The organism is Azospirillum sp., from assembly GCF_050789165.1.
In genome coordinates this window covers 84857-101175 of sequence record NZ_JBOZRT010000047.1, presented here as the reverse complement: position 1 = coordinate 101175, position 16319 = coordinate 84857, and the positions used below count along the sequence as shown (strand labels likewise).

Annotated in this window: 16 protein-coding genes; 9 read left to right on the top strand and 7 right to left on the bottom strand. The window is 72.2% G+C overall.

Annotated features, from left to right (window positions below; translation table 11 throughout):
* Positions 1 to 45 precede the first annotated feature (45 nt).
* Entirely contained in the window at positions 46 to 486 is a 441-nt protein-coding gene (locus tag ACRWK7_RS10885; RefSeq protein ID WP_431856228.1) for a hypothetical protein, read from the bottom strand.
* A gap of 153 nt (positions 487 to 639) precedes the next feature.
* On the opposite strand from ACRWK7_RS10885, the gene ACRWK7_RS10880 reads away from it, so the two are divergent.
* From ACRWK7_RS10880 to ACRWK7_RS10870, 3 genes are all read left to right on the top strand, one after another.
* The gene (locus ACRWK7_RS10880; RefSeq protein ID WP_431856227.1) at positions 640 to 1104 is read left to right on the top strand and encodes a bacteriohemerythrin; all 465 of its coding nucleotides are present in this window, start codon (positions 640 to 642) and stop codon (positions 1102 to 1104) included.
* An 89-nt stretch (positions 1105 to 1193) separates the two neighbouring features.
* Positions 1194 to 2432 (top strand): MFS transporter, encoded by a 1239-nt coding sequence (locus tag ACRWK7_RS10875; RefSeq protein ID WP_431856226.1) that lies wholly within the window; start codon positions 1194 to 1196, stop codon positions 2430 to 2432.
* A gap of 90 nt (positions 2433 to 2522) precedes the next feature.
* Complete coding sequence (locus ACRWK7_RS10870) at positions 2523 to 2741, top strand: hypothetical protein (RefSeq protein WP_431856225.1); 219 nt, start codon at positions 2523 to 2525, stop codon at positions 2739 to 2741.
* On the opposite strand, the gene ACRWK7_RS10865 is transcribed toward ACRWK7_RS10870, so the two are convergent.
* Entirely contained in the window at positions 2738 to 2998 is a 261-nt protein-coding gene (locus ACRWK7_RS10865; RefSeq protein WP_431856224.1) for a hypothetical protein, read from the bottom strand. The genes ACRWK7_RS10870 and ACRWK7_RS10865 overlap by 4 nt on opposite strands.
* Positions 2999 to 3066: 68 nt before the next feature.
* Between ACRWK7_RS10865 and ACRWK7_RS10860 the strand changes: the two genes are divergently transcribed.
* The 5 genes from ACRWK7_RS10860 to ACRWK7_RS10840 all read left to right on the top strand — a co-directional run bounded on the left by ACRWK7_RS10860 (position 3067) and on the right by ACRWK7_RS10840 (position 7971).
* Positions 3067 to 4092, top strand: a complete 1026-nt coding sequence (locus ACRWK7_RS10860) for an NUDIX hydrolase (protein WP_431856223.1) — start codon at positions 3067 to 3069, stop codon at positions 4090 to 4092.
* Positions 4093 to 4200: 108 nt separating this feature from the next.
* On the top strand, positions 4201 to 5232 hold the full coding sequence (gene nadA / locus ACRWK7_RS10855; RefSeq protein WP_431856222.1) for a quinolinate synthase NadA: 1032 nt from the start codon (positions 4201 to 4203) through the stop codon (positions 5230 to 5232).
* Between the two features lie 10 nt (positions 5233 to 5242).
* The gene (locus tag ACRWK7_RS10850; RefSeq protein WP_431856220.1) at positions 5243 to 6853 is read left to right on the top strand and encodes an L-aspartate oxidase; all 1611 of its coding nucleotides are present in this window, start codon (positions 5243 to 5245) and stop codon (positions 6851 to 6853) included.
* On the top strand, positions 6838 to 7671 hold the full coding sequence (nadC, locus tag ACRWK7_RS10845; RefSeq protein ID WP_431856219.1) for a carboxylating nicotinate-nucleotide diphosphorylase: 834 nt from the start codon (positions 6838 to 6840) through the stop codon (positions 7669 to 7671). Before ACRWK7_RS10850 ends, nadC begins: the two co-directional genes overlap by 16 nt.
* A gap of 12 nt (positions 7672 to 7683) precedes the next feature.
* A complete protein-coding gene (locus tag ACRWK7_RS10840; RefSeq protein WP_431856218.1) occupies positions 7684 to 7971 on the top strand; it encodes a DUF1488 family protein in 288 nt (95 codons plus the stop codon).
* Between the two features lie 128 nt (positions 7972 to 8099).
* Here the strand turns inward: ACRWK7_RS10840 and ACRWK7_RS10835 are convergent, their stop codons facing one another.
* Genes ACRWK7_RS10835 through ACRWK7_RS10820 form a run of 4 tightly spaced genes read right to left on the bottom strand, consistent with a single transcriptional unit; the run spans position 8100 to position 13065 of the window.
* Complete coding sequence (locus tag ACRWK7_RS10835; RefSeq protein WP_431856217.1) at positions 8100 to 8594, bottom strand: sarcosine oxidase subunit gamma; 495 nt, start codon at positions 8592 to 8594, stop codon at positions 8100 to 8102.
* The gene (locus tag ACRWK7_RS10830) at positions 8587 to 11526 is read right to left on the bottom strand and encodes a sarcosine oxidase subunit alpha family protein (protein ID WP_431856216.1); all 2940 of its coding nucleotides are present in this window, start codon (positions 11524 to 11526) and stop codon (positions 8587 to 8589) included. The genes ACRWK7_RS10835 and ACRWK7_RS10830 overlap by 8 nt, the downstream gene beginning before the upstream one ends.
* Positions 11523 to 11798, bottom strand: a complete 276-nt coding sequence (locus ACRWK7_RS10825; RefSeq protein WP_431856215.1) for a sarcosine oxidase subunit delta — start codon at positions 11796 to 11798, stop codon at positions 11523 to 11525. Before ACRWK7_RS10825 ends, ACRWK7_RS10830 begins: the two co-directional genes overlap by 4 nt.
* Before the next feature lie 13 nt (positions 11799 to 11811).
* Positions 11812 to 13065: a sarcosine oxidase subunit beta family protein gene (locus tag ACRWK7_RS10820; RefSeq protein WP_431856273.1), complete on the bottom strand. Its 1254-nt coding sequence runs from the start codon at positions 13063 to 13065 to the stop codon at positions 11812 to 11814.
* Positions 13066 to 13239: 174 nt separating this feature from the next.
* Here ACRWK7_RS10820 and ACRWK7_RS10815 point away from each other — a divergent pair, with 174 nt between their 5' ends.
* On the top strand, positions 13240 to 14418 hold the full coding sequence (locus ACRWK7_RS10815; RefSeq protein ID WP_431856214.1) for a pyridoxal phosphate-dependent aminotransferase: 1179 nt from the start codon (positions 13240 to 13242) through the stop codon (positions 14416 to 14418).
* A gap of 155 nt (positions 14419 to 14573) precedes the next feature.
* Here ACRWK7_RS10815 and ACRWK7_RS10810 read toward each other — a convergent pair whose 3' ends face one another.
* Positions 14574 to 16085 (bottom strand): DegQ family serine endoprotease, encoded by a 1512-nt coding sequence (locus ACRWK7_RS10810; RefSeq protein WP_431856213.1) that lies wholly within the window; start codon positions 16083 to 16085, stop codon positions 14574 to 14576.
* Positions 16086 to 16319: the final 234 nt, after the last annotated feature.

Genomic DNA, 16319 nt, shown 5'->3' with positions numbered 1-16319 from the left:
TGTTGGCGGTGGGACGTGATCGACTGAAAGGGAGATTTCCATGCGTCACGCGATGTTCGCGGCCGTCTCGGCCCTGGCGCTGATCAGCGCCCCGGCGTTCGCCCAGTCCACGTCCGGCAGCACCGGCTCTGGCGTCGGCTCCAGCGGCGGCGGGACCACCATGACCAGCCCCTCCGGCTCGACCGGCAGCTCCTCGACGCTCGACTGCACCGCCGGCAGCACCGATCCGCGCTGCCGAGGAATGTCGGGCAGCTCGTCGGGCAGCATGGGGTCGTCGGGCAGCGGCATGGGCACGTCGGGCAACAGCACGGGCACGTCGGGCGGCTCGATGACCGGCACGCCGGGCCATTCGACGGGCGGCGCCACGACCCCGACCGGCCCCGGCGGCAGCTCCAGCGGTGCGAGCGGCGGCGCGGGGTCGTCCGGCGGCGCCGGCGGCGGCGGCACCGGCAGCTCGGGCGGAGCCGGCGGCGGCGGTTCGGGCAAGTAACCGGTATCGTTGAGCGAACGAGAGGACGGGCGTGCACCCTGGTGCGCGCCCGTCCGTCTTTCTGCGGGCGCGGCAACGCACCCCAGGCATTTCCCGGGCAAGTGGAGCATAATGCGTCACGGCACGTATCACGCTGGACCGAGGGCGCCATGGCCGAGAGCATCGACCACTACGAACTCCTGATCTGGGACGACGGGCTGTCCGTCGGTGTGCCGGAGATGGACGGCGAGCATCAGGTCCTGGTGGGCCTCTACAACGACGCGGCGCGCGCCTTCGCCGCCGGCTGCGGCCGCGAGGAGAAGCGGAAGCTCCTGAACGAGCTGGACACCTACGCCTTCTACCATTTCGGCATGGAGGAGGCGCTGATGCGCGTCTGCCGCTACCCCAAGGCCCGGGAGCATGGCGGCGAGCACGCCGGCTTCCGCCGAGAGCTGGCCGAACTGAAGGCCGAACTGGACTGCGCCGAGGACGAGGACGCGTTCGAGCAGCACGCGCTGACCTTCATCCGCACCTGGATCAGCCGGCACATCCAGGGCTCCGACCGGGCGCTCGGCGCCTTCCTGGCCGAGGCCTCGGCGCGCTGGAGCGAGCAGCGGACGGGCGCGGCTGGCTGAGCGCGCGCATACTACCCCTGCGCGTGCGCCCCCTCGACGGGCCGCCGTGGCTCTGACATGGTCGGCGCCCTTGCCGCCCGTGCGCCGTCGTGACCGTGTCCTCCACCAAAGCCCCCGCCTTCCGCTCCGCGTTCCGGCACCGGTCGTACGCGCTGTTCTGGTCCGCCCGGCTCGGCTCCTGGCTGGCCGAGCAGATGCAGGCGGTCGCCGTCGGCTGGCAGATGTACGGGCTGACCGGCGACCCGCTCGACCTCGGCCTGGTCGGGCTGTTCCAGTTCCTGCCGACGCTGGTGCTGTCGCTGATCGCCGGGCAGGTGGTGGACAGCTTCGACCGCCGCCGCATCCTGGCCTGCGCCCTGGCGCTGCAGACCGCCGCCGTCGGCGCGCTGTTCGCGCTGACCGCCGCCGGCGCGGCGACGCCGGGGCTGATCTTCGCCGTGGTGTTCGCCATCGGGCTGGCCAAGGCGTTCGCCGGGCCGGCGCTGAGCGCGCTGATCTCCGCCGTGGTGCCGGCCGAGGACCTGCCGAACGCCATCGCCTGGAACTCCACCGCCATGCAGACGGCGACCATCGGTGGGCCGGCCCTGGGCGGGCTGCTCTACCTCGCCGGGCCGGCGGTGGTGTACGGCACGGCGACGGCGCTGCTGTCGGTTGCCATCCTGCTGGTGGCGGCGTTGCGGCCGCGGCCGGTGGCGCTGTCGGCACGCGGCGTGTCCTGGAGTTCGCTGCTCGCCGGGGTGCGCTTCATCGGCAGCCGGCCGGCGATCCTCGGCGCCATCTCGCTGGACATGGTAGCGGTGATGCTGGGCGGGGCGACGGCGTTGCTGCCGGTCTACGCCAAGGACATCCTGTTCGTCGGCCCCTGGGGCCTCGGCCTGCTGCGCAGCGCCCCGGCGCTGGGCGCGCTGCTGACCGCGGTGGCGCTGGCGCGCTGGTCGATGAAGCGGCACGCCGGCTGGCACCTGCTGGGCGCCGTCGCCGCCTTCGGCGCCGGAACGGTGCTGTTCGGCCTGTCCACCGACGCCGCGCTGTCCGGCGTGGCCCTGTTCCTACTGGGCGCGGCGGACGAGGTCAGCGTGTTCATCCGGCAGACGCTCATCCAGCTCGCCACGCCCGACCAGATGCGCGGGCGGGTCGGCGCGGTGTCGGGGCTGTTCATCGGCGCCTCCAACCAGCTGGGCGCGTTCGAATCCGGCGTCACCGCGGCGTGGTTCGGGGCGGTGCCGGCGGTGGTGCTGGGCGGGGTCGGCTCCATCGTGGTGGCGGCGCTGTGGGCGTGGCGCTTCCCCGACCTGCGGCGCATCGACCGGCTGCTCTCCATCCGCTGAGCAACCGCGCGGAGAGTGGCACCACCGGAGAGCCGCCTCTTGCCGTTTGCGCTCCCTCGCCTTCCGCGCTTGTCGATTAATGTCATAGGCATGAACGCCGCGACACTCATCTGCCTTGGCATGGCGTGGCTGGCCGTCGTCTGTGCGGCCGTGGGACTGCCGCGTCTCGCCGTCGCCTTCCTCGTCGGCACCGTTGACCTCGGGCTGGCCGGGCAGGTGCTGCCGCTGCTCGACACCGACCCGCTGACCATCGTCGTCGGGTGCACGACGCTGCTCACCGTGTGCGGCACGGTGGCCAGCGAGGATTAATATTCGCGGTCGGGATGGTCGCGGTGGTCGCCCAGGCCCATGATGCCCACACCCATGGCGACGCTGCCGAAGGTGATGCAGATCGAGCCGATGAACAGATAGAGCCCGATCCCCACCGAGTCCGCCGCCACCAGCAGCGTGCGCAGACTGCCCACGTCGAACCCCAGCATCGCGGCGCAGAACACCAGTCCCGCCGTCACGCCGGCGGCGAGATGCTTGGCGAGGAAAATGAGGGCGCTGCGTTCCTTCGGCGTCATGGGCCAACTCTAGCCCTCGCCGGCTGGCCCGTCTATTCTCCCGACGGTGCAACGGGACGGGGCGGCGCGTGACCGAGGGGAGCCAGTTGGGCGTAACGGCGGTGATCGTGGCGGTGGCCGGATCGACGCCGCGCGTGGTCACCGTACGCAGCGCCTTCGAGGTGCCGCCCGCCTTCCGCCGCGGCGACATGCTGCCGCCGCCGCGCGACGCGCTGCCCGGCGCCGCCTTCAACCCGCAACGCTTCCGCACCCTCCAGGAAGGCCTGCGCGCCGTGGCCGAGGAACTGTCCGGGCTGTCGCTGCGCTACGTCGAGCAGCTCTACACCTTCGGCGACCGCCATCGCGACCCGCACGAGCTGTTCGGCGGCCCGCGCTCGGTCACCGTCGGCTATCTGGCGCTGGTGCGCGACGCGCCGGCCGGCGGCGAAACCGAGGCGGCGGAGTGGCGCGACCTCTACGACTACTTCCCCTGGGAGGACTGGCGCGACGAGCGCCCGGCGCTGCTCGACGCCATCGTCCTGCCGGCGCTGCGCCGCTGGGTCCAGGCCGCCGCCGGCGAGATCGAACGTGACCGCCGGCAGGAGCGCGCCCGGCTCGCCTTCGCGCTGGACGGCGATGACTGGGACTCCGAGCGCGTGCTGGAACGCTACGAGCTGCTCTACGAAGCCGGGCTGGTGGTCGAGGCGTTCCGCGACGGCGAGCTGGAACGGCTCGCCGGCATCGAGCCGAGCGGCATAGACCCGGGGGTGCGGCGCGATATGCCCCGCGCGCTCGGCCGACCGATGGCGCGCGACGGGCGGCGCATCTTGGCGACGGCTCTGGAACGGCTGCGCGGCAAGCTGAAGTACCGCCCCATCGTCTTCGAGCTGCTGCCGCCGACCTTCACTCTCAACCAGCTGCAGCTGGTGGTCGAGGCCCTGTCGGGCACGCGGCTGCACAAGCAGAACTTCCGCCGCCTGATGATCTCCGGCGGCTTCGTCGAGCCGACCGGCGCCTTCGAGAGCCAGACCGGCGGCCGCCCCGCGGAGCTGTTCCGCTTCCGCCGCCAAGCGATCCACGAACGCACCAGCGCCCGGGCGATCCCCGAGGGGTGAGGACGCAAAGCCCTCCCCTAGCGGGGCTGGGGGAGGGATAGGCTTGACTCACCCGTCATTTATACTCATCATGAGAATTATAGTTTCCACTCACCACGAGCATAAGCCATGGACGCGATCACGCCCACCGCCCTGCGCCTGGAGTACACGCCCGAGATCGCGGCGGCGACCGCGCCGGTCTATGAGCGGCTGAAGCGCGTGATCCCCGCCGTCGAGTGGCCGTTCCATGCTCCGCTGGTGCACGCCATCAACCAGCTGAAGCGCGAGCGCGACGCCGTCATCCTGGCGCACAACTACCAGACGCCGGAGATCTTCCACGGCGTGGCCGACATCGTCGGCGACAGCCTCGCCCTGGCCCGGCAGGCGGAGACGACCGACGCCAAGGTGATCGTGCTGGCCGGCGTCCACTTCATGGCCGAGACGGCGAAGCTGATGAATCCGGACAAGATCGTGCTGATCCCGGACACCGCCGCCGGCTGCTCGCTGGCCGAATCCATCACCGCCGCCGACGTGCGGCTGCTTCGCCAGACCTATCCCGGCGTGCCGGTGGTCGCCTACGTCAACACTTCGGCCGAAGTGAAGGCGGAGGTGGACATCTGCTGCACCTCCGGCAACGCGGTGGAGGTCGTGGAATCCCTCGGCGCCCCGCGCGTCATCATGCTGCCCGACGAATACCTGGCCAAGCATGTCGCCTCGCAGACCAGCGTCGAGGTGATCGCCTGGAAGGGGCACTGCGAGGTGCACGAGCGCTTCACCGGTGATCAGATCCGCGAGTTCCGAAGCCGCTTCGACGACCTCGTCGTCATCGCCCATCCAGAGTGTCCGCCGGACGTTCTGGAGGCCGCGGACTTCGTCGGCTCCACCGCGCACATGATCCAGATGGTCGAGAAGCGCCGCCCCCCGCGGGTGCTGATGGTCACCGAGTGCTCGATGAGCGACAACATCGCCGCCAGCCTTTCCGACGTCGAGTTCGTGCGGCCCTGCAACCTGTGCCCGCACATGAAGCGGATCACGCTGTCCAACATCCTGGAGTCCCTGCAGACGCTGGAGCCGCGCGTCGAGATCCCGGCGGACCTCGCCGGCCGCGCCCGCCGCTCGGTCGAGCGCATGCTCGCCGTGCAGCCGAAACCCCGTGCGTGAGGATCCCATCATGCTGACCGTGCGCGATTCCGACGTGCTGGTCATCGGCTCCGGGCTGGCGGGAATGACGGTGGCGCTGACGCTGGCGCCCCACCCCGTCACCCTGCTGACCAAGACCGCCGACCTGCCGGGCGGCTCCAGCCTCCACGCACAGGGCGGCATCGCCGCCGCGCTGGCACCCGGCGACAGCCCGAAGAGCCACGCCACCGACACCGTCGCGGCCGGCGCGGGGCTGGTGGACGCCGCCATGGCGGCGCTGCTGGCCCGCGAGGGCGCCGCGCGCGTCGCCGAGCTGCTGGCCGACGGCCTGCCCTTCGACCGCGACGCCGCCGGACGCCCGCTGTTCGGCCGCGAGGCCGCGCACAGCGCCGCCCGCATCGTCCACGCCGGCGGCGACGCCACCGGCCGCACGCTGGTCACCGCGCTGGCCGAGCGGGTGCGCGCCACGCCCTCCATCGACGTGCAGGCGCAAGCGTTCGTCACCGACCTCGTGGTCCGGCACGGGCGGGTGTGCGGCGCGCTCGCCCACCATCCCGAGGGTTGGGTGCTGCACCGCTGCCCGCGCGTGGTGCTGGCGACCGGCGGCATCGGGCAGGCCTTCGCCCGCACCACCAACCCGGTGGAGGCGACCGGCGACGGCCTCGCGCTCGCCGCCCGCGCCGGGGCGTGGCTGTCGGACGTGGAGTTCGTGCAGTTCCACCCGACCGCGCTCGCCACCGACGGCGACGCCCCCGCGCCGCTGCTGACCGAGGCGCTGCGCGGCGCCGGCGCCCTGCTGCTCGATCGGAACGGCAGGCGCTTCATGCCGGACGAGCACCCGCTGGCCGAGTTGGCCCCACGCGACGTGGTCGCCCGCGCCATCGGCCGCCGCGTCGCGGCGGGGGAGCCGGTGTTCCTCGACCTGCGCCCGGCTCTGGCCGCCAAGCCCGACGGGTTCCCCACCGTGCTGGGCTTCTGCGCGGAGGCCGGCTTCGACCCGTGGACGCAGCCGGTGCCGGTCGCCCCCGCCGCGCACTACCACATGGGCGGGGTGTGGACGGATGCGCACGGGCGCACCAGCGTCCAGGGCCTGTGGGCCTGCGGCGAGGTCGCCTGCACCGGCGTGCACGGCGCCAACCGGCTGGCCAGCAATTCGCTGCTGGAGACGCTGGTGTTCGGCGCCCGCGTGGCGCGCGACGTGGCGGAACGGCCGACGACGCCCTCCCTTCCCTTCGCCCTGCCCGAACCGCCCGCCGTGCCGGGCGACGCCGCGGCGCCGCTCGTGGAGATGATCGTCGGCGCCGCGCGGCGAGCGCTCTACGCCGGCGCCGGACTGGTGCGCCACGCCGACGGCCTGACCGCCGCCACCCTGCGGCTGCAGCGGCTGGCCTCCGACCTCGACGCCCTGCCGCCGCACGCCGGCGTTGGCAGCGGCGCCGTGCGCCGCTGGGGCGAGGCGCGCAACCTGCTGCTGGTCGGGCGCCTCGTGCTGCACGCCGCGCTGCGCCGCGAGGAGAGCCGTGGCGCCCACTGCCGCCTCGACTTCCCGCGCGAGGCCGTTCGGCCCGAACGCTACACCTTCACCCTTGCCGACCTCGACCGGGCGCAGCCCGCCGGAGACACCGCATGCCGAACCCTCTGATCTTCGAGCCGATCGTCCGCAACGCGCTGCTGGAGGACCTCGGCCGCGCCGGCGACCTGACGACGGACGCCATCGTCCCGGCCGACGCGATTGCCACCGCGGTGATCGCCGCCCGCAAGGACGGACGGGTCGCCGGGCTGGAAGCCGCACTGACCGCCTTCCGCATCCTCGACCCGTCCGTGGAGATTGGCGTCGAGGTGCCCGACGGTGGGGACGTGCGGGCCGGCGGCGCCATCGCCACGGTGCGCGGCACGGCGCGCGCGCTGCTGACCGGCGAGCGCACGGCGCTCAACCTGCTCGGCCGGCTGTCGGGCATCGCCACGGCGACGCGGGCGCTGGTCCAGGCCGTGGAGGGCACCAACGCCCGCATCGTCTGCACCCGCAAGACCACGCCGGGCCTGCGCGCCCTGGAGAAGCACGCGGTGCGGCTGGGCGGCGGGGCGAACCACCGCTTCGGGCTCGACGACGCGATCCTCATCAAGGACAACCACATCGCCATCGCGGGCGGCATCCGGCCCGCCGTCGAGCGCGCCCGCGCCGCCGTCGGCCACATGGTCAAGATCGAGGTGGAGGTCGATACGCTGGCGCAACTGGACGAGCTGCTGTCCCTGAAGGCCGACGCCGTGCTGCTCGACAACATGGATCCGGCGACGCTCCGGCGCGCGGTGGACATGGTGGCCGGCCGCATGATCACCGAGGCGTCGGGCAACGTGACGCTGCAGACGGTGCGGCCGATCGCCGAGGCCGGGGTGGACATGATCTCGGTGGGGTGGATCACCCACTCGGCGCCCAACCTGGACGTCGGGCTGGACATGTGACAGGCTGCGGGGATGCCGCTCTTCAGCTTCCCCGACGAGGCGCAGTGGGACGACGCCACCGCGACGCTGACCTTCACCGTGAAGGTCGGCGAGTACGAGGGCACGGTCTTCGTCCCGCGCGCCGTCTTCACCTCGCTGATGGAACGCCGCCCGACGCCCGAGGAGGCCGACGCCTTCTTCCACGCCAACCGCCCGGTCTTCGAGAAGGCGGTGGAGACCCGCATCATGGACCGCGCGCTGGACCCGGACGCCAACATCCACCTGACGGCGCGGGACGTGCGGCGGGCGATTCCGAGATAGCATCCCAGTCCCTCCCCCGCCTCCGGCGGCGGAGGTTAGGTGGGGGCAGCGGCACCGGCGGCAGGCGTTGATTCTCGTGCTCGCCGTTGCCCCCACCCAACCCTCTCCCAGCGGGGCTGGGGGAGGTCTCAGAATGCAGCCGCCAACCAGTCTTCAAAGTGCCGTTGCGCCCCACGCGGGATGGTGAGCTGGAACACCGGCGCGTCACTGGTCTTGACCAGCAGCGCGTGCAGCTGCGCGAAAGCGCACAGCGCCGAGCGGCCCACCGGGAACACCCGCGGGTGCAGGTCCAGGGAGCAGCCCTTGTTCAGCAGCGTCACCGCGTCCGGTCCGCTCAGCCTGAAGGTGACGCGGGTGTCGCTGACGTCCACGGCCATGCCGCGATCGCGCACCGCTTCGCACAGCCGGGCGGTCAGGGCTTCGGTGTCCCCAGGCGCGCACTCCACCAGCCACGAGGTCGGTTGCAGCCAGTACAGGCTGACCGCGCCGAGCACCGCGACGTTCGGCTCCGGCGGTGCCACGCCCAACACGGAAACCACCGCGTCGACGAACGCCCGGTCGCTCGGGCGACCGCGCAGCGCGATCCGGCCGGCGGGAGGCATCAGGTGCACGGTGTCAGCCATGGAGGCGCTCCCCCTTCGGGTCGTAGAAGGCAGGTGGCACCAGCTTGGCGCGGATGCGCGTGCCGCCGGACAGCACATCGACGTTCTCGCCCATCCGCGCGCGCCCGGCGCGCACCATGCCCAGCGCCACGGGGTGGCCGAGCGTCGGGCTGAGCACGCTGGAGGTCACGTGTCCGTCGCTGCCGTTCTCGCCCAGCACCTGGGCGCCGGTCGGCAGCGGGGTATGGGTGTCGGCGCTCATCAGCCCGACCAGTTGCAGCCGGTTCGGATCGACGCCCGCCGGCCGGCTCAGCGAGCGGCGGCCGGCGAAGTCGCTGGCCTTCTTCGCGACACCCTTCGCCATGCCGATGTCGTCCGGCAGCGTGGTGCCGTCCGTATCGACGCCGACGTGGATGAAGCCCTTCTCCAGCCGCAGCACCAGCAGCGATTCCACGCCGAGCGGCGTGATGCCGTACGGCGCGCCCGCCTCCAGGATGCGGCGCAGGAACGCCTCGGCGTGGCGGGCGTGCACGGAGATTTCGTAGCTCAGTTCACCGGTGAAGCTCACCCGCGCGACGCGGGCCGTGAGACCGGCGACTGTGCCCTCGCGGTAGGCCAAATGCGGGAACGCGTCCGCCGTGAGGTCGATGTCGGTGCCAAGCGCGCGCAGCACGTCGCGCGCCCTCGGGCCGGCCAACGTCATCACCGCCCACTGCTCGGTCACCGGCACCACCCAGACGTCGAGGTCCGGCCACTCGCACTGCAGCCACTCCTCGAAGATCAGCGGCACGCGGGCGGCGTTGCCGCTGGTGGTGCCGACCAGGAAGCGGTCCTCGGCGAGGCGGGTGATGACGCCGTCGTCGGTGACCACCCCGTGCTCGCTGGCCATCACCACGTAGCGCGTCTTCCCCACCGGGATGGTCGAGACGGTCTGCACATACATGCGGTCGAGGAAGGTACCGGCATCGCGCCCGCTCACCTCGATCTTGCCGAGCGGCGAGGCGTCGAGCACCGACACCGCCTCGCGCGTCGCCAGCACCTCGCGGCGGATGGCGGCCTCGTCGCTCTCGCCGTCGCGCGGGTAGAACTCGGGGCGCCACCAGGGGCCGAAATCGGCGAAGTGGGCCTTCAGGCCGACGTGCACCGCCTCGGCCGGCAGGCGCAGGCGTGGGCGGTACAGCGCGTTGCGGTTCAGGCCGGCGATGGCGCCGAAGCTGACCGGATCGAACGGCGGGCGGTAGCGGGTGGTGCCGACCTCGGCCGGCGCGCGCCCGGTCTCCCGCCCCATCAAGGCCAGCGCCACCACGTTGGAGGTCTTGCCCTGGTCCACCGCCATGCCGAGCGTGGTGTAGCGCTTCAGATGCTCGACCGAGCGGTAATTCTCGCGGGCAGCCAGCGCGATGTCGGCGGTGGTCACGTCGTTCTGGAAATCCACCCACGCCTTGCCCGGTCCCGGCACCTGCCACAGCGCGGCCGGGCGGCCATGCTCGACGGACTCCGCGTGCGGCGCCTCGCCCACCGCGCCGTCCAGCCCCGCCGCCCGCGCCGCACGGACGCCCGCGACGAAGCCGGAGGCCAGCGCCGCGGCGGTGGTCGGCCCGCCCGCCGGGTGCAGGTGCGCCGGACCGGCGCCGGCCAGGAACGCGACGGCCTCGTCGCTCCAGTCGAGTTTTCCGCCGGACTGCGCCCACAGGTGCACGGTGGGGGTCCAGCCGCCGGACACCGCCAGCAGGTCGCAGGGCAGCCGTTCCGCGTGCCCGTGCCCCGAGGCCGGCACGATGTCCACCGAGCCGATCCAGCCGCGCCCCCGCGTGGCGCCGACCAGCGCCCCGGCGTGGATGCGCAGTCCCTGCCGGCGCGCCCGCTGCACCAGCGGTCCGTCGGCCTGCGGACGGGAGTCGACGATGGCCGCGACCGTGCAGCCGTGCCGCACCAGATCCAGCGCGGTGGCGTAGCCGCCGTCGGTGGCGGTGAACACCACCACGCGGCCGGCCGGCGCCACCGCGAAGCGGTTGGCGTAGGTCCGCACGGCGCCGGACAGCATGACGCCCGGCCGGTCGTTGTCGGCGAAGGCCACCGGCCGCTCGATGGCGCCCTGGGCATAGACAGCCTGGCGGGCGCGGATCTTCCACAGCCGCTGCCGCGGTCCGCGCCGGACGCGCGGCGCCAGATGGTCCTGCAGCCGCTCGGCCGCCGCGAAGAAGCCATGGTCGTAGGCGCCGAACACCGTGGTGCGCGGCAGCAGCGTCACGTCGGGCATGGACGCCAGCTCGGCCAGCGCGGCCGCCACCCAGGACCCTGCGTCCCGCCCGCCGATCTCCGCGTCCTCGCCCAGCAGCGCGCCGCCGAACGCATGGTCCATCTCGGCCAGGATCACCCGCGCGCCGGCGCGCCCGGCGGCCAGCGCGGCGCCCAGCCCCGCCGGGCCGCCGCCGACCACCAGCACGTCGCAGTGCGCGTGGAACGGCTCGTAGGTCTCGGGATCGGGTTCGGCGGGAGCCTCGCCCAGGCCGGCGGCGCGGCGGACGAAGGGCTCCCACGTCTGCCAGCGCGGCCACAGGAACGTCTTGTAATAGAAGCCGCCGGGCAGGAAGCGGCCGAACAGGCGGCCGGCGACGCCGGTCAGGTCGAACTCGGCCGAAGGCCAGGCGTTGACGCTGCGCGCCTCCAGCCCGTCATAGACCTCGACCAGCGTCGCCTTGAGGTTCGGCTCCTCGTAGGCGCCGCGGCCGACGGTGACGATGGCGTTCGGCTCCTCGACGCCGGCCGCCATGATGGCGCGCGGGCGGTGCAGCTTGAAGCTGCGCCCGACCACCGTGGCGCCGCCGGCCAGCAGCGCCGAGGCCAGCGTGTCGCCGCCGAAGCCCGTGTAGGCGCGGCCGTTGAAAGTGAGGTGGCGCTCGTCGGCGCGGTCGATGCGGCCGCCCGCGGCCAGTCGACGGAAGGGGCTCATTCCCGCACCTCGGGCTTCGGCTCGGTCATCCTGTAGACCGCCTTGATCTCGTGGGTGACGGTGTCGCGGGCGAGGTTGAACCATTGCTGGCAGCCCATGCGGTGCAGCCAGCGCTCGAAGTGCAGGCCCTTGGGGTTGTCGCGCTCGAACAGGTAACGCCCCCACTCGCCGTCCGAGGCATCGAGGCCCGGCCGCGCGATGTGGGTCTGGCCGCCGCAGAGGAACTCCGCCTCGTCGCGCGGGCCGCACCAGGGACAGGGGATCTGCATCATCGGGTGCGTTCCTTCAGTGCGCGATGCCGGCCGCCGCGGCCTCGTCGATCATGCGGCCGGTGTGGAAGCGGTCCAGGCCGAAGCCGGTGGTGAGCGGGTGCGGCGCGCCGGTCGCCAGCAGGTGCGCAAAGGTGAAGCCGCCGGCCGGGATCGCCTTGAAGCCGCCGGTGCCCCAACCGCAGTTCAGGTACAGGCCATCCACCGGCGAGGGACCGATGATCGGGCTGGAGTCGTGCACCACGTCGGTGATGCCCGCCCACTGTCGCATCAGCCGCAGGCGGCGCAGGCTCGGGAACATCTCGCAGAAGCCGGCGACCACGTCCTCGGTGGTGCGGAAGCTGCCGCGCTGGGCGTAGCTGGGGAACAGGTCGAGCGCGCCGCCGACCACCATCTCGCCCTTCGGCGACTGGCTGACGTACACGCCGGTGGAGGGCGACAGGACAACGGTGTCGAGCACCGGCTTGATCGGCTCCGACACCATGGCCTGCAGGGCGTAGCTGACGATCGGCAGGCGGAACCCGGCCATCGCCGCCAGCACGCCGGAATGCCCGGCGACCGCCAGCCCGACGCGCCCGGCCCGGATGGTGCCCCGCGAGGTCTCGACCCCGGTGATCCGCCCGGCGCCGTCGCGCAGGAAGCCGGTCACCTCGCAGTTCTGGATGATGTCGACGCCGCGCGCGTCCGCCGCCCGCGCGTAGCCCCAGGCGACCGCGTCGTGCCGGGCCATGCCGGCGCGGCGCTGGATGAAGCCGCCGAGCACCGGGTAGCGCGCGTCCGGTCCCCAGTTCATTGCCGGGATCAGGGCGCGCACCTGATCGCGCGTCAGGATTTCGGCGTCGATGCCGTTGACGATCATCGCGTTGGCCCAGCGCGCCACCGAGTCCAGGTCGTGCCGGCTGTGCGCCAGCGTGACGATGCCGCGCTGGCTGAACATGACGTTGAAGTTCAGGTCCTTCGACAGCCCCTCGTAGAGCTTCAGCGACAGCTCGTAGAACGCCGCGCTCTCCGGGTAGAGGTAGTTGGACCGCACGATCTGCGTGTTGCGCCCCGTGTTGCCGCCGCCGAGCCAGCCCTTCTCCAGCACCGCGACGCGCCCCACCCCGTGCTCCTTGGCGAGGTAGTAGGCGGTGGCGAGTCCATGCCCGCCGCCACCGACAATCACCACGTCGTACTCGGGCTTCGGTTCCGGCGCGCGCCACGCCGGCGTCCAGCCGGTGTGGCCGCCCAGCCCCTCGCGCAGCAGGCGGAACAGCGAATAGCGGTCCATGGACAGGAAGGCGGACACGATGGCGGCTCCCGCGGATGTGCGTGCGAACGGTAGCGCAGCCGCGGCGCCTCCTTCAATACAGAACTGTATGGTGACGTATGCGCTAACGCCGGCTTGCGCCTTTCGGTGGATCGGCGCTAGGACCTTGTGAAAATTGATCTCAGGGAGAGTGCCGTGCGTTTCTCACCGCTCGTCGACCGTGTCGCCGGCAAGGGCGCCGACGCCTGGCGCATCCATTGGGAAGCGACGCGCCAGCGCGCCGAGGGGCGCGAGCTGATCCTGCTGACCGTCGGCGACCCCGACCAGCCGCCGCCGGCCGTGCTGCTCGACGCCACGGCGGAGTCGCTGCGGCGCGGCCGCACCGGCTATTCCCCCATCGTCGGCTATCCCGAGGTGCGCGCCGCGGTGGCGGCGAAGCACGCCGCCCGCACAGGCCGGCCCTGCACCGCCGACAACGTGGTGCTGGTGCCCGGCGCCCAGGCCGGCCTGTACTGCGCGCTGCAATGCCTCGCCGGGCCCGGCGACGAGATCGTGGTGCCGGAGCCGATGTACGCCACCTACGAGGCGGTGGCTGGGGCGACCGGCGCCAAGCTGGTCAATGTGCCGCTGCGGCCGGAAGCCGGCTTCCACATCGACCTCGCGGCGCTGGAGGCGGCGATCACCCCGGCGACCCGCGTGCTGTGGATCAACACCCCGCACAACCCGACCGGCGCCGTGATGACCCGCGCCGAGGTGGAGGCGGTGGCCGCCCTCGCCCGCCGGCACGACCTGTGGGTGCTGTCGGACGAGGTGTACGCCGACCTCGCCTTCACCGGCGCGCACACCAGCCCGTGGGCGCTGCCGGACATGGCGGAGCGCAGCGTGGTGATCTCCAGCCTGTCCAAGTCGCACGCGGCGCCGGGGCTGCGCTTCGGCTGGATCGTCTGCCCGGAGCCGATGGCGAAGCACCTGTTCAACCTGCTGCTCTGCATGCTGTACGGCGGCCCGCCGTTCATCCAGGACGGCGCGCTGGCGGCGCTCACATCGGACCCGCCGGAGGTCGCGGCGCTGCGCGCCGACTACGCCCGCCGCGCCACGCTGATGAGCGGCCTGCTGAAGGACGCCCCGAACTGCCGCATCGCGCCGCCGGAGGGCGGCATGTTCGTGCTGCTCGACGTGCGCGGCACCGGCATGAGTTCCGAAGCCTTCGCCTTCGGCCTGCTGGAGGCGGAGGGCGTGGCGGTTCTGCCCGCCGACGGTTTCGGCCCCAGCGCCGCCGGCCACCTGCGCATCTCGCTGACCCAGCCGGACGCGGTGCTGACGGAAGGCGGCCGGCGGATCGTGCGGTTCGCGCAGACGGTGGCTGGCAAGTGAATCGCTGTGCAGAGAGGACATCCTCGGCGCGGCCAGCATGAACCACGGAGACACAGAGACACAGAGATTTGTTTTTCTCTGTGGCCCTCTGTGTCTCCGTGTCTCTGTGTTTACAGGCGCCCACGACGTGGATTACGGGGTGGGCGCCCGATCGCCTAACCCCGCCCCTCGATCGGCACCGGCACGTAACGCAGGTCGCCGTGCCGGCTGACCAGCATCAGCACGGTCTTGCGCCCCTGCTCGCGCGCCGACTTGATCTTGGACAGCACGTCCTCCGGCTTCTTCACCGGCTCCTGGCCGATCTCGACGATGACGTCGCCGACCTCGATGCCACGGGCGGACGCCGCGCTGTTCTCCGACACCTCGGCAACCACCACGCCCTCGGCGTCGGCGTCCAGTTCGAAGGTCTCGCGCAGGTCCGGCGTCATCGGCGCCAGCGTGAGGCCGAGCGCCTTCTCCGACTTCACCGAGCCGCGCGGCGGCGTCGGCCCGCTGGACCCGGCGGCGGCCATCTGCGTCTCCGGCTCCATCTCGCCGACGGTGACCTTGATGGACTGCTCCTTGCCCTCGCGCATCAGTTTGACGTCCACCGGCTTGCCCGGCTCGGTCGCGGCGACGACACGGGGGAGCTGGCGCATCTTTTCGATGTCGCGGCCGGCGAAGGTGAGGATCACGTCACCCTGCTTGATGCCGGCCTTCTCGGCCGGGCCGCCGGGGGTGACGCTGGTGACCAGGGCGCCCTTCTGCTCGGAGACGCTCAGGCTTTCGGCGAGTTCCTCGCTGACCTGCTGGATCTGCACGCCAAGCCAGCCGCGCCGCACCTCGCCGCGCTCCTTCAACTGCTCGATCAGCGGCCGGGCCAGCGCCGAGGGAATGGCGAAGCCGATGCCGACGCTGCCGCCGGTCGGCGAGTAGATCGCCGTGTTGATGCCGATCACCTCGCCATCGAGGTTGTAGAGCGGCCCGCCGGAGTTGCCCCGGTTGATGGCGGCATCGGTCTGGATGTAGTCGTCGTACGGCCCCTGGTGGATGTCGCGCTGGCGGGCCGACAGGATGCCGGCGGTGACCGAGCCGCCCAGCCCGAACGGGTTGCCGATGGCGACCACCCAGTCGCCGACCTCCATCTTGTCGCTGTCGCCCCAGCGGGTGGCGGGCAGCGGCTGCTTCGGCTCCACCTTCAGCACCGCGAGGTCGGTCAGCGGGTCGGAGCCGACCAGCTTTGCCGCCAGCCGCGTGCCGTCGTGCAGGATGACGGCGATCTCGGACGCGTCGGCCACCACGTGGTGGTTGGTGGCGACGAATCCGGCCGCGTCGATGATGAAGCCGGAGCCGAGCGCGGTTGCCGGCTTCTGCTGTTGCTGCTGCTGGCGGTCGCGGAATTCCTTGAAGAACTCGTTGAACGGAGAACCCGGCGGGAAGCTCGGCATGTCGGGCAGGCGTTGTCCGCCGCCGCCGCCGGGCGCCGGCTGGGTGGTGGAGATGTTCACCACCGTCTGCAGCTGGGTCTTGGCCAGCGGCGCGAAGGTCATGGGGGCCGACCGCACAACCGGCGCATCTGCAGGTTGCGCCGGTTCCTGCGCCGCCACCGGCAGCGCCAGCGCACTGGCCAGGACTGCGGCTGTCGCGAACCGCGTCAGGCGCGCGGCGGGGGCGAGGGAGTCGAGCATGGGGCGTCTCCGTCCGTGGAGCGGCACCGGCGCGCCCACCGCGGGCACCGCCGTCGTTTTGCAAAACAGCGGCGGAGCCTCGGCGTTTCCAAGATGAAGGGCGGTTTGAAAGGCAAACCACTCCTGCGGTACTTTTTAAAAGGCAAACCTATCCTTTCAAACCGCACCGCCGCCCGGCGGGCCTAGGCGGTCCGGCGGATCGGGTGGCCGGCGTAGTGCCGCGAAAAGGCTTTG

Excerpts from the sequence above, each read along its gene's own strand:
- ACRWK7_RS10810 (WP_431856213.1), bottom strand. The coding sequence starts at position 16,085 with ATGCTCGACTCCCTCGCCCCCGCCGCGCGCCTGACGCGGTTCGCGACA.
- ACRWK7_RS10865 (WP_431856224.1), bottom strand. The coding sequence starts at position 2,998 with ATGACGCCGAAGGAACGCAGCGCCCTCATTTTCCTCGCCAAGCATCTC.
- ACRWK7_RS10830 (WP_431856216.1), bottom strand. The coding sequence starts at position 11,526 with ATGAGCCCCTTCCGTCGACTGGCCGCGGGCGGCCGCATCGACCGCGCC.
- nadC (WP_431856219.1), top strand. The coding sequence starts at position 6,838 with ATGCCGAACCCTCTGATCTTCGAGCCGATCGTCCGCAACGCGCTGCTG.
- ACRWK7_RS10825 (WP_431856215.1), bottom strand. The coding sequence starts at position 11,798 with ATGATGCAGATCCCCTGTCCCTGGTGCGGCCCGCGCGACGAGGCGGAG.
- nadA (WP_431856222.1), top strand. The coding sequence starts at position 4,201 with ATGGACGCGATCACGCCCACCGCCCTGCGCCTGGAGTACACGCCCGAG.
- ACRWK7_RS10880 (WP_431856227.1), top strand. The coding sequence starts at position 640 with ATGGCCGAGAGCATCGACCACTACGAACTCCTGATCTGGGACGACGGG.
- ACRWK7_RS10840 (WP_431856218.1), top strand. The coding sequence starts at position 7,684 with ATGCCGCTCTTCAGCTTCCCCGACGAGGCGCAGTGGGACGACGCCACC.
- ACRWK7_RS10820 (WP_431856273.1), bottom strand. The coding sequence starts at position 13,065 with ATGGACCGCTATTCGCTGTTCCGCCTGCTGCGCGAGGGGCTGGGCGGC.
- ACRWK7_RS10850 (WP_431856220.1), top strand. The coding sequence starts at position 5,243 with ATGCTGACCGTGCGCGATTCCGACGTGCTGGTCATCGGCTCCGGGCTG.
- ACRWK7_RS10870 (WP_431856225.1), top strand. The coding sequence starts at position 2,523 with ATGAACGCCGCGACACTCATCTGCCTTGGCATGGCGTGGCTGGCCGTC.
- ACRWK7_RS10835 (WP_431856217.1), bottom strand. The coding sequence starts at position 8,594 with ATGGCTGACACCGTGCACCTGATGCCTCCCGCCGGCCGGATCGCGCTG.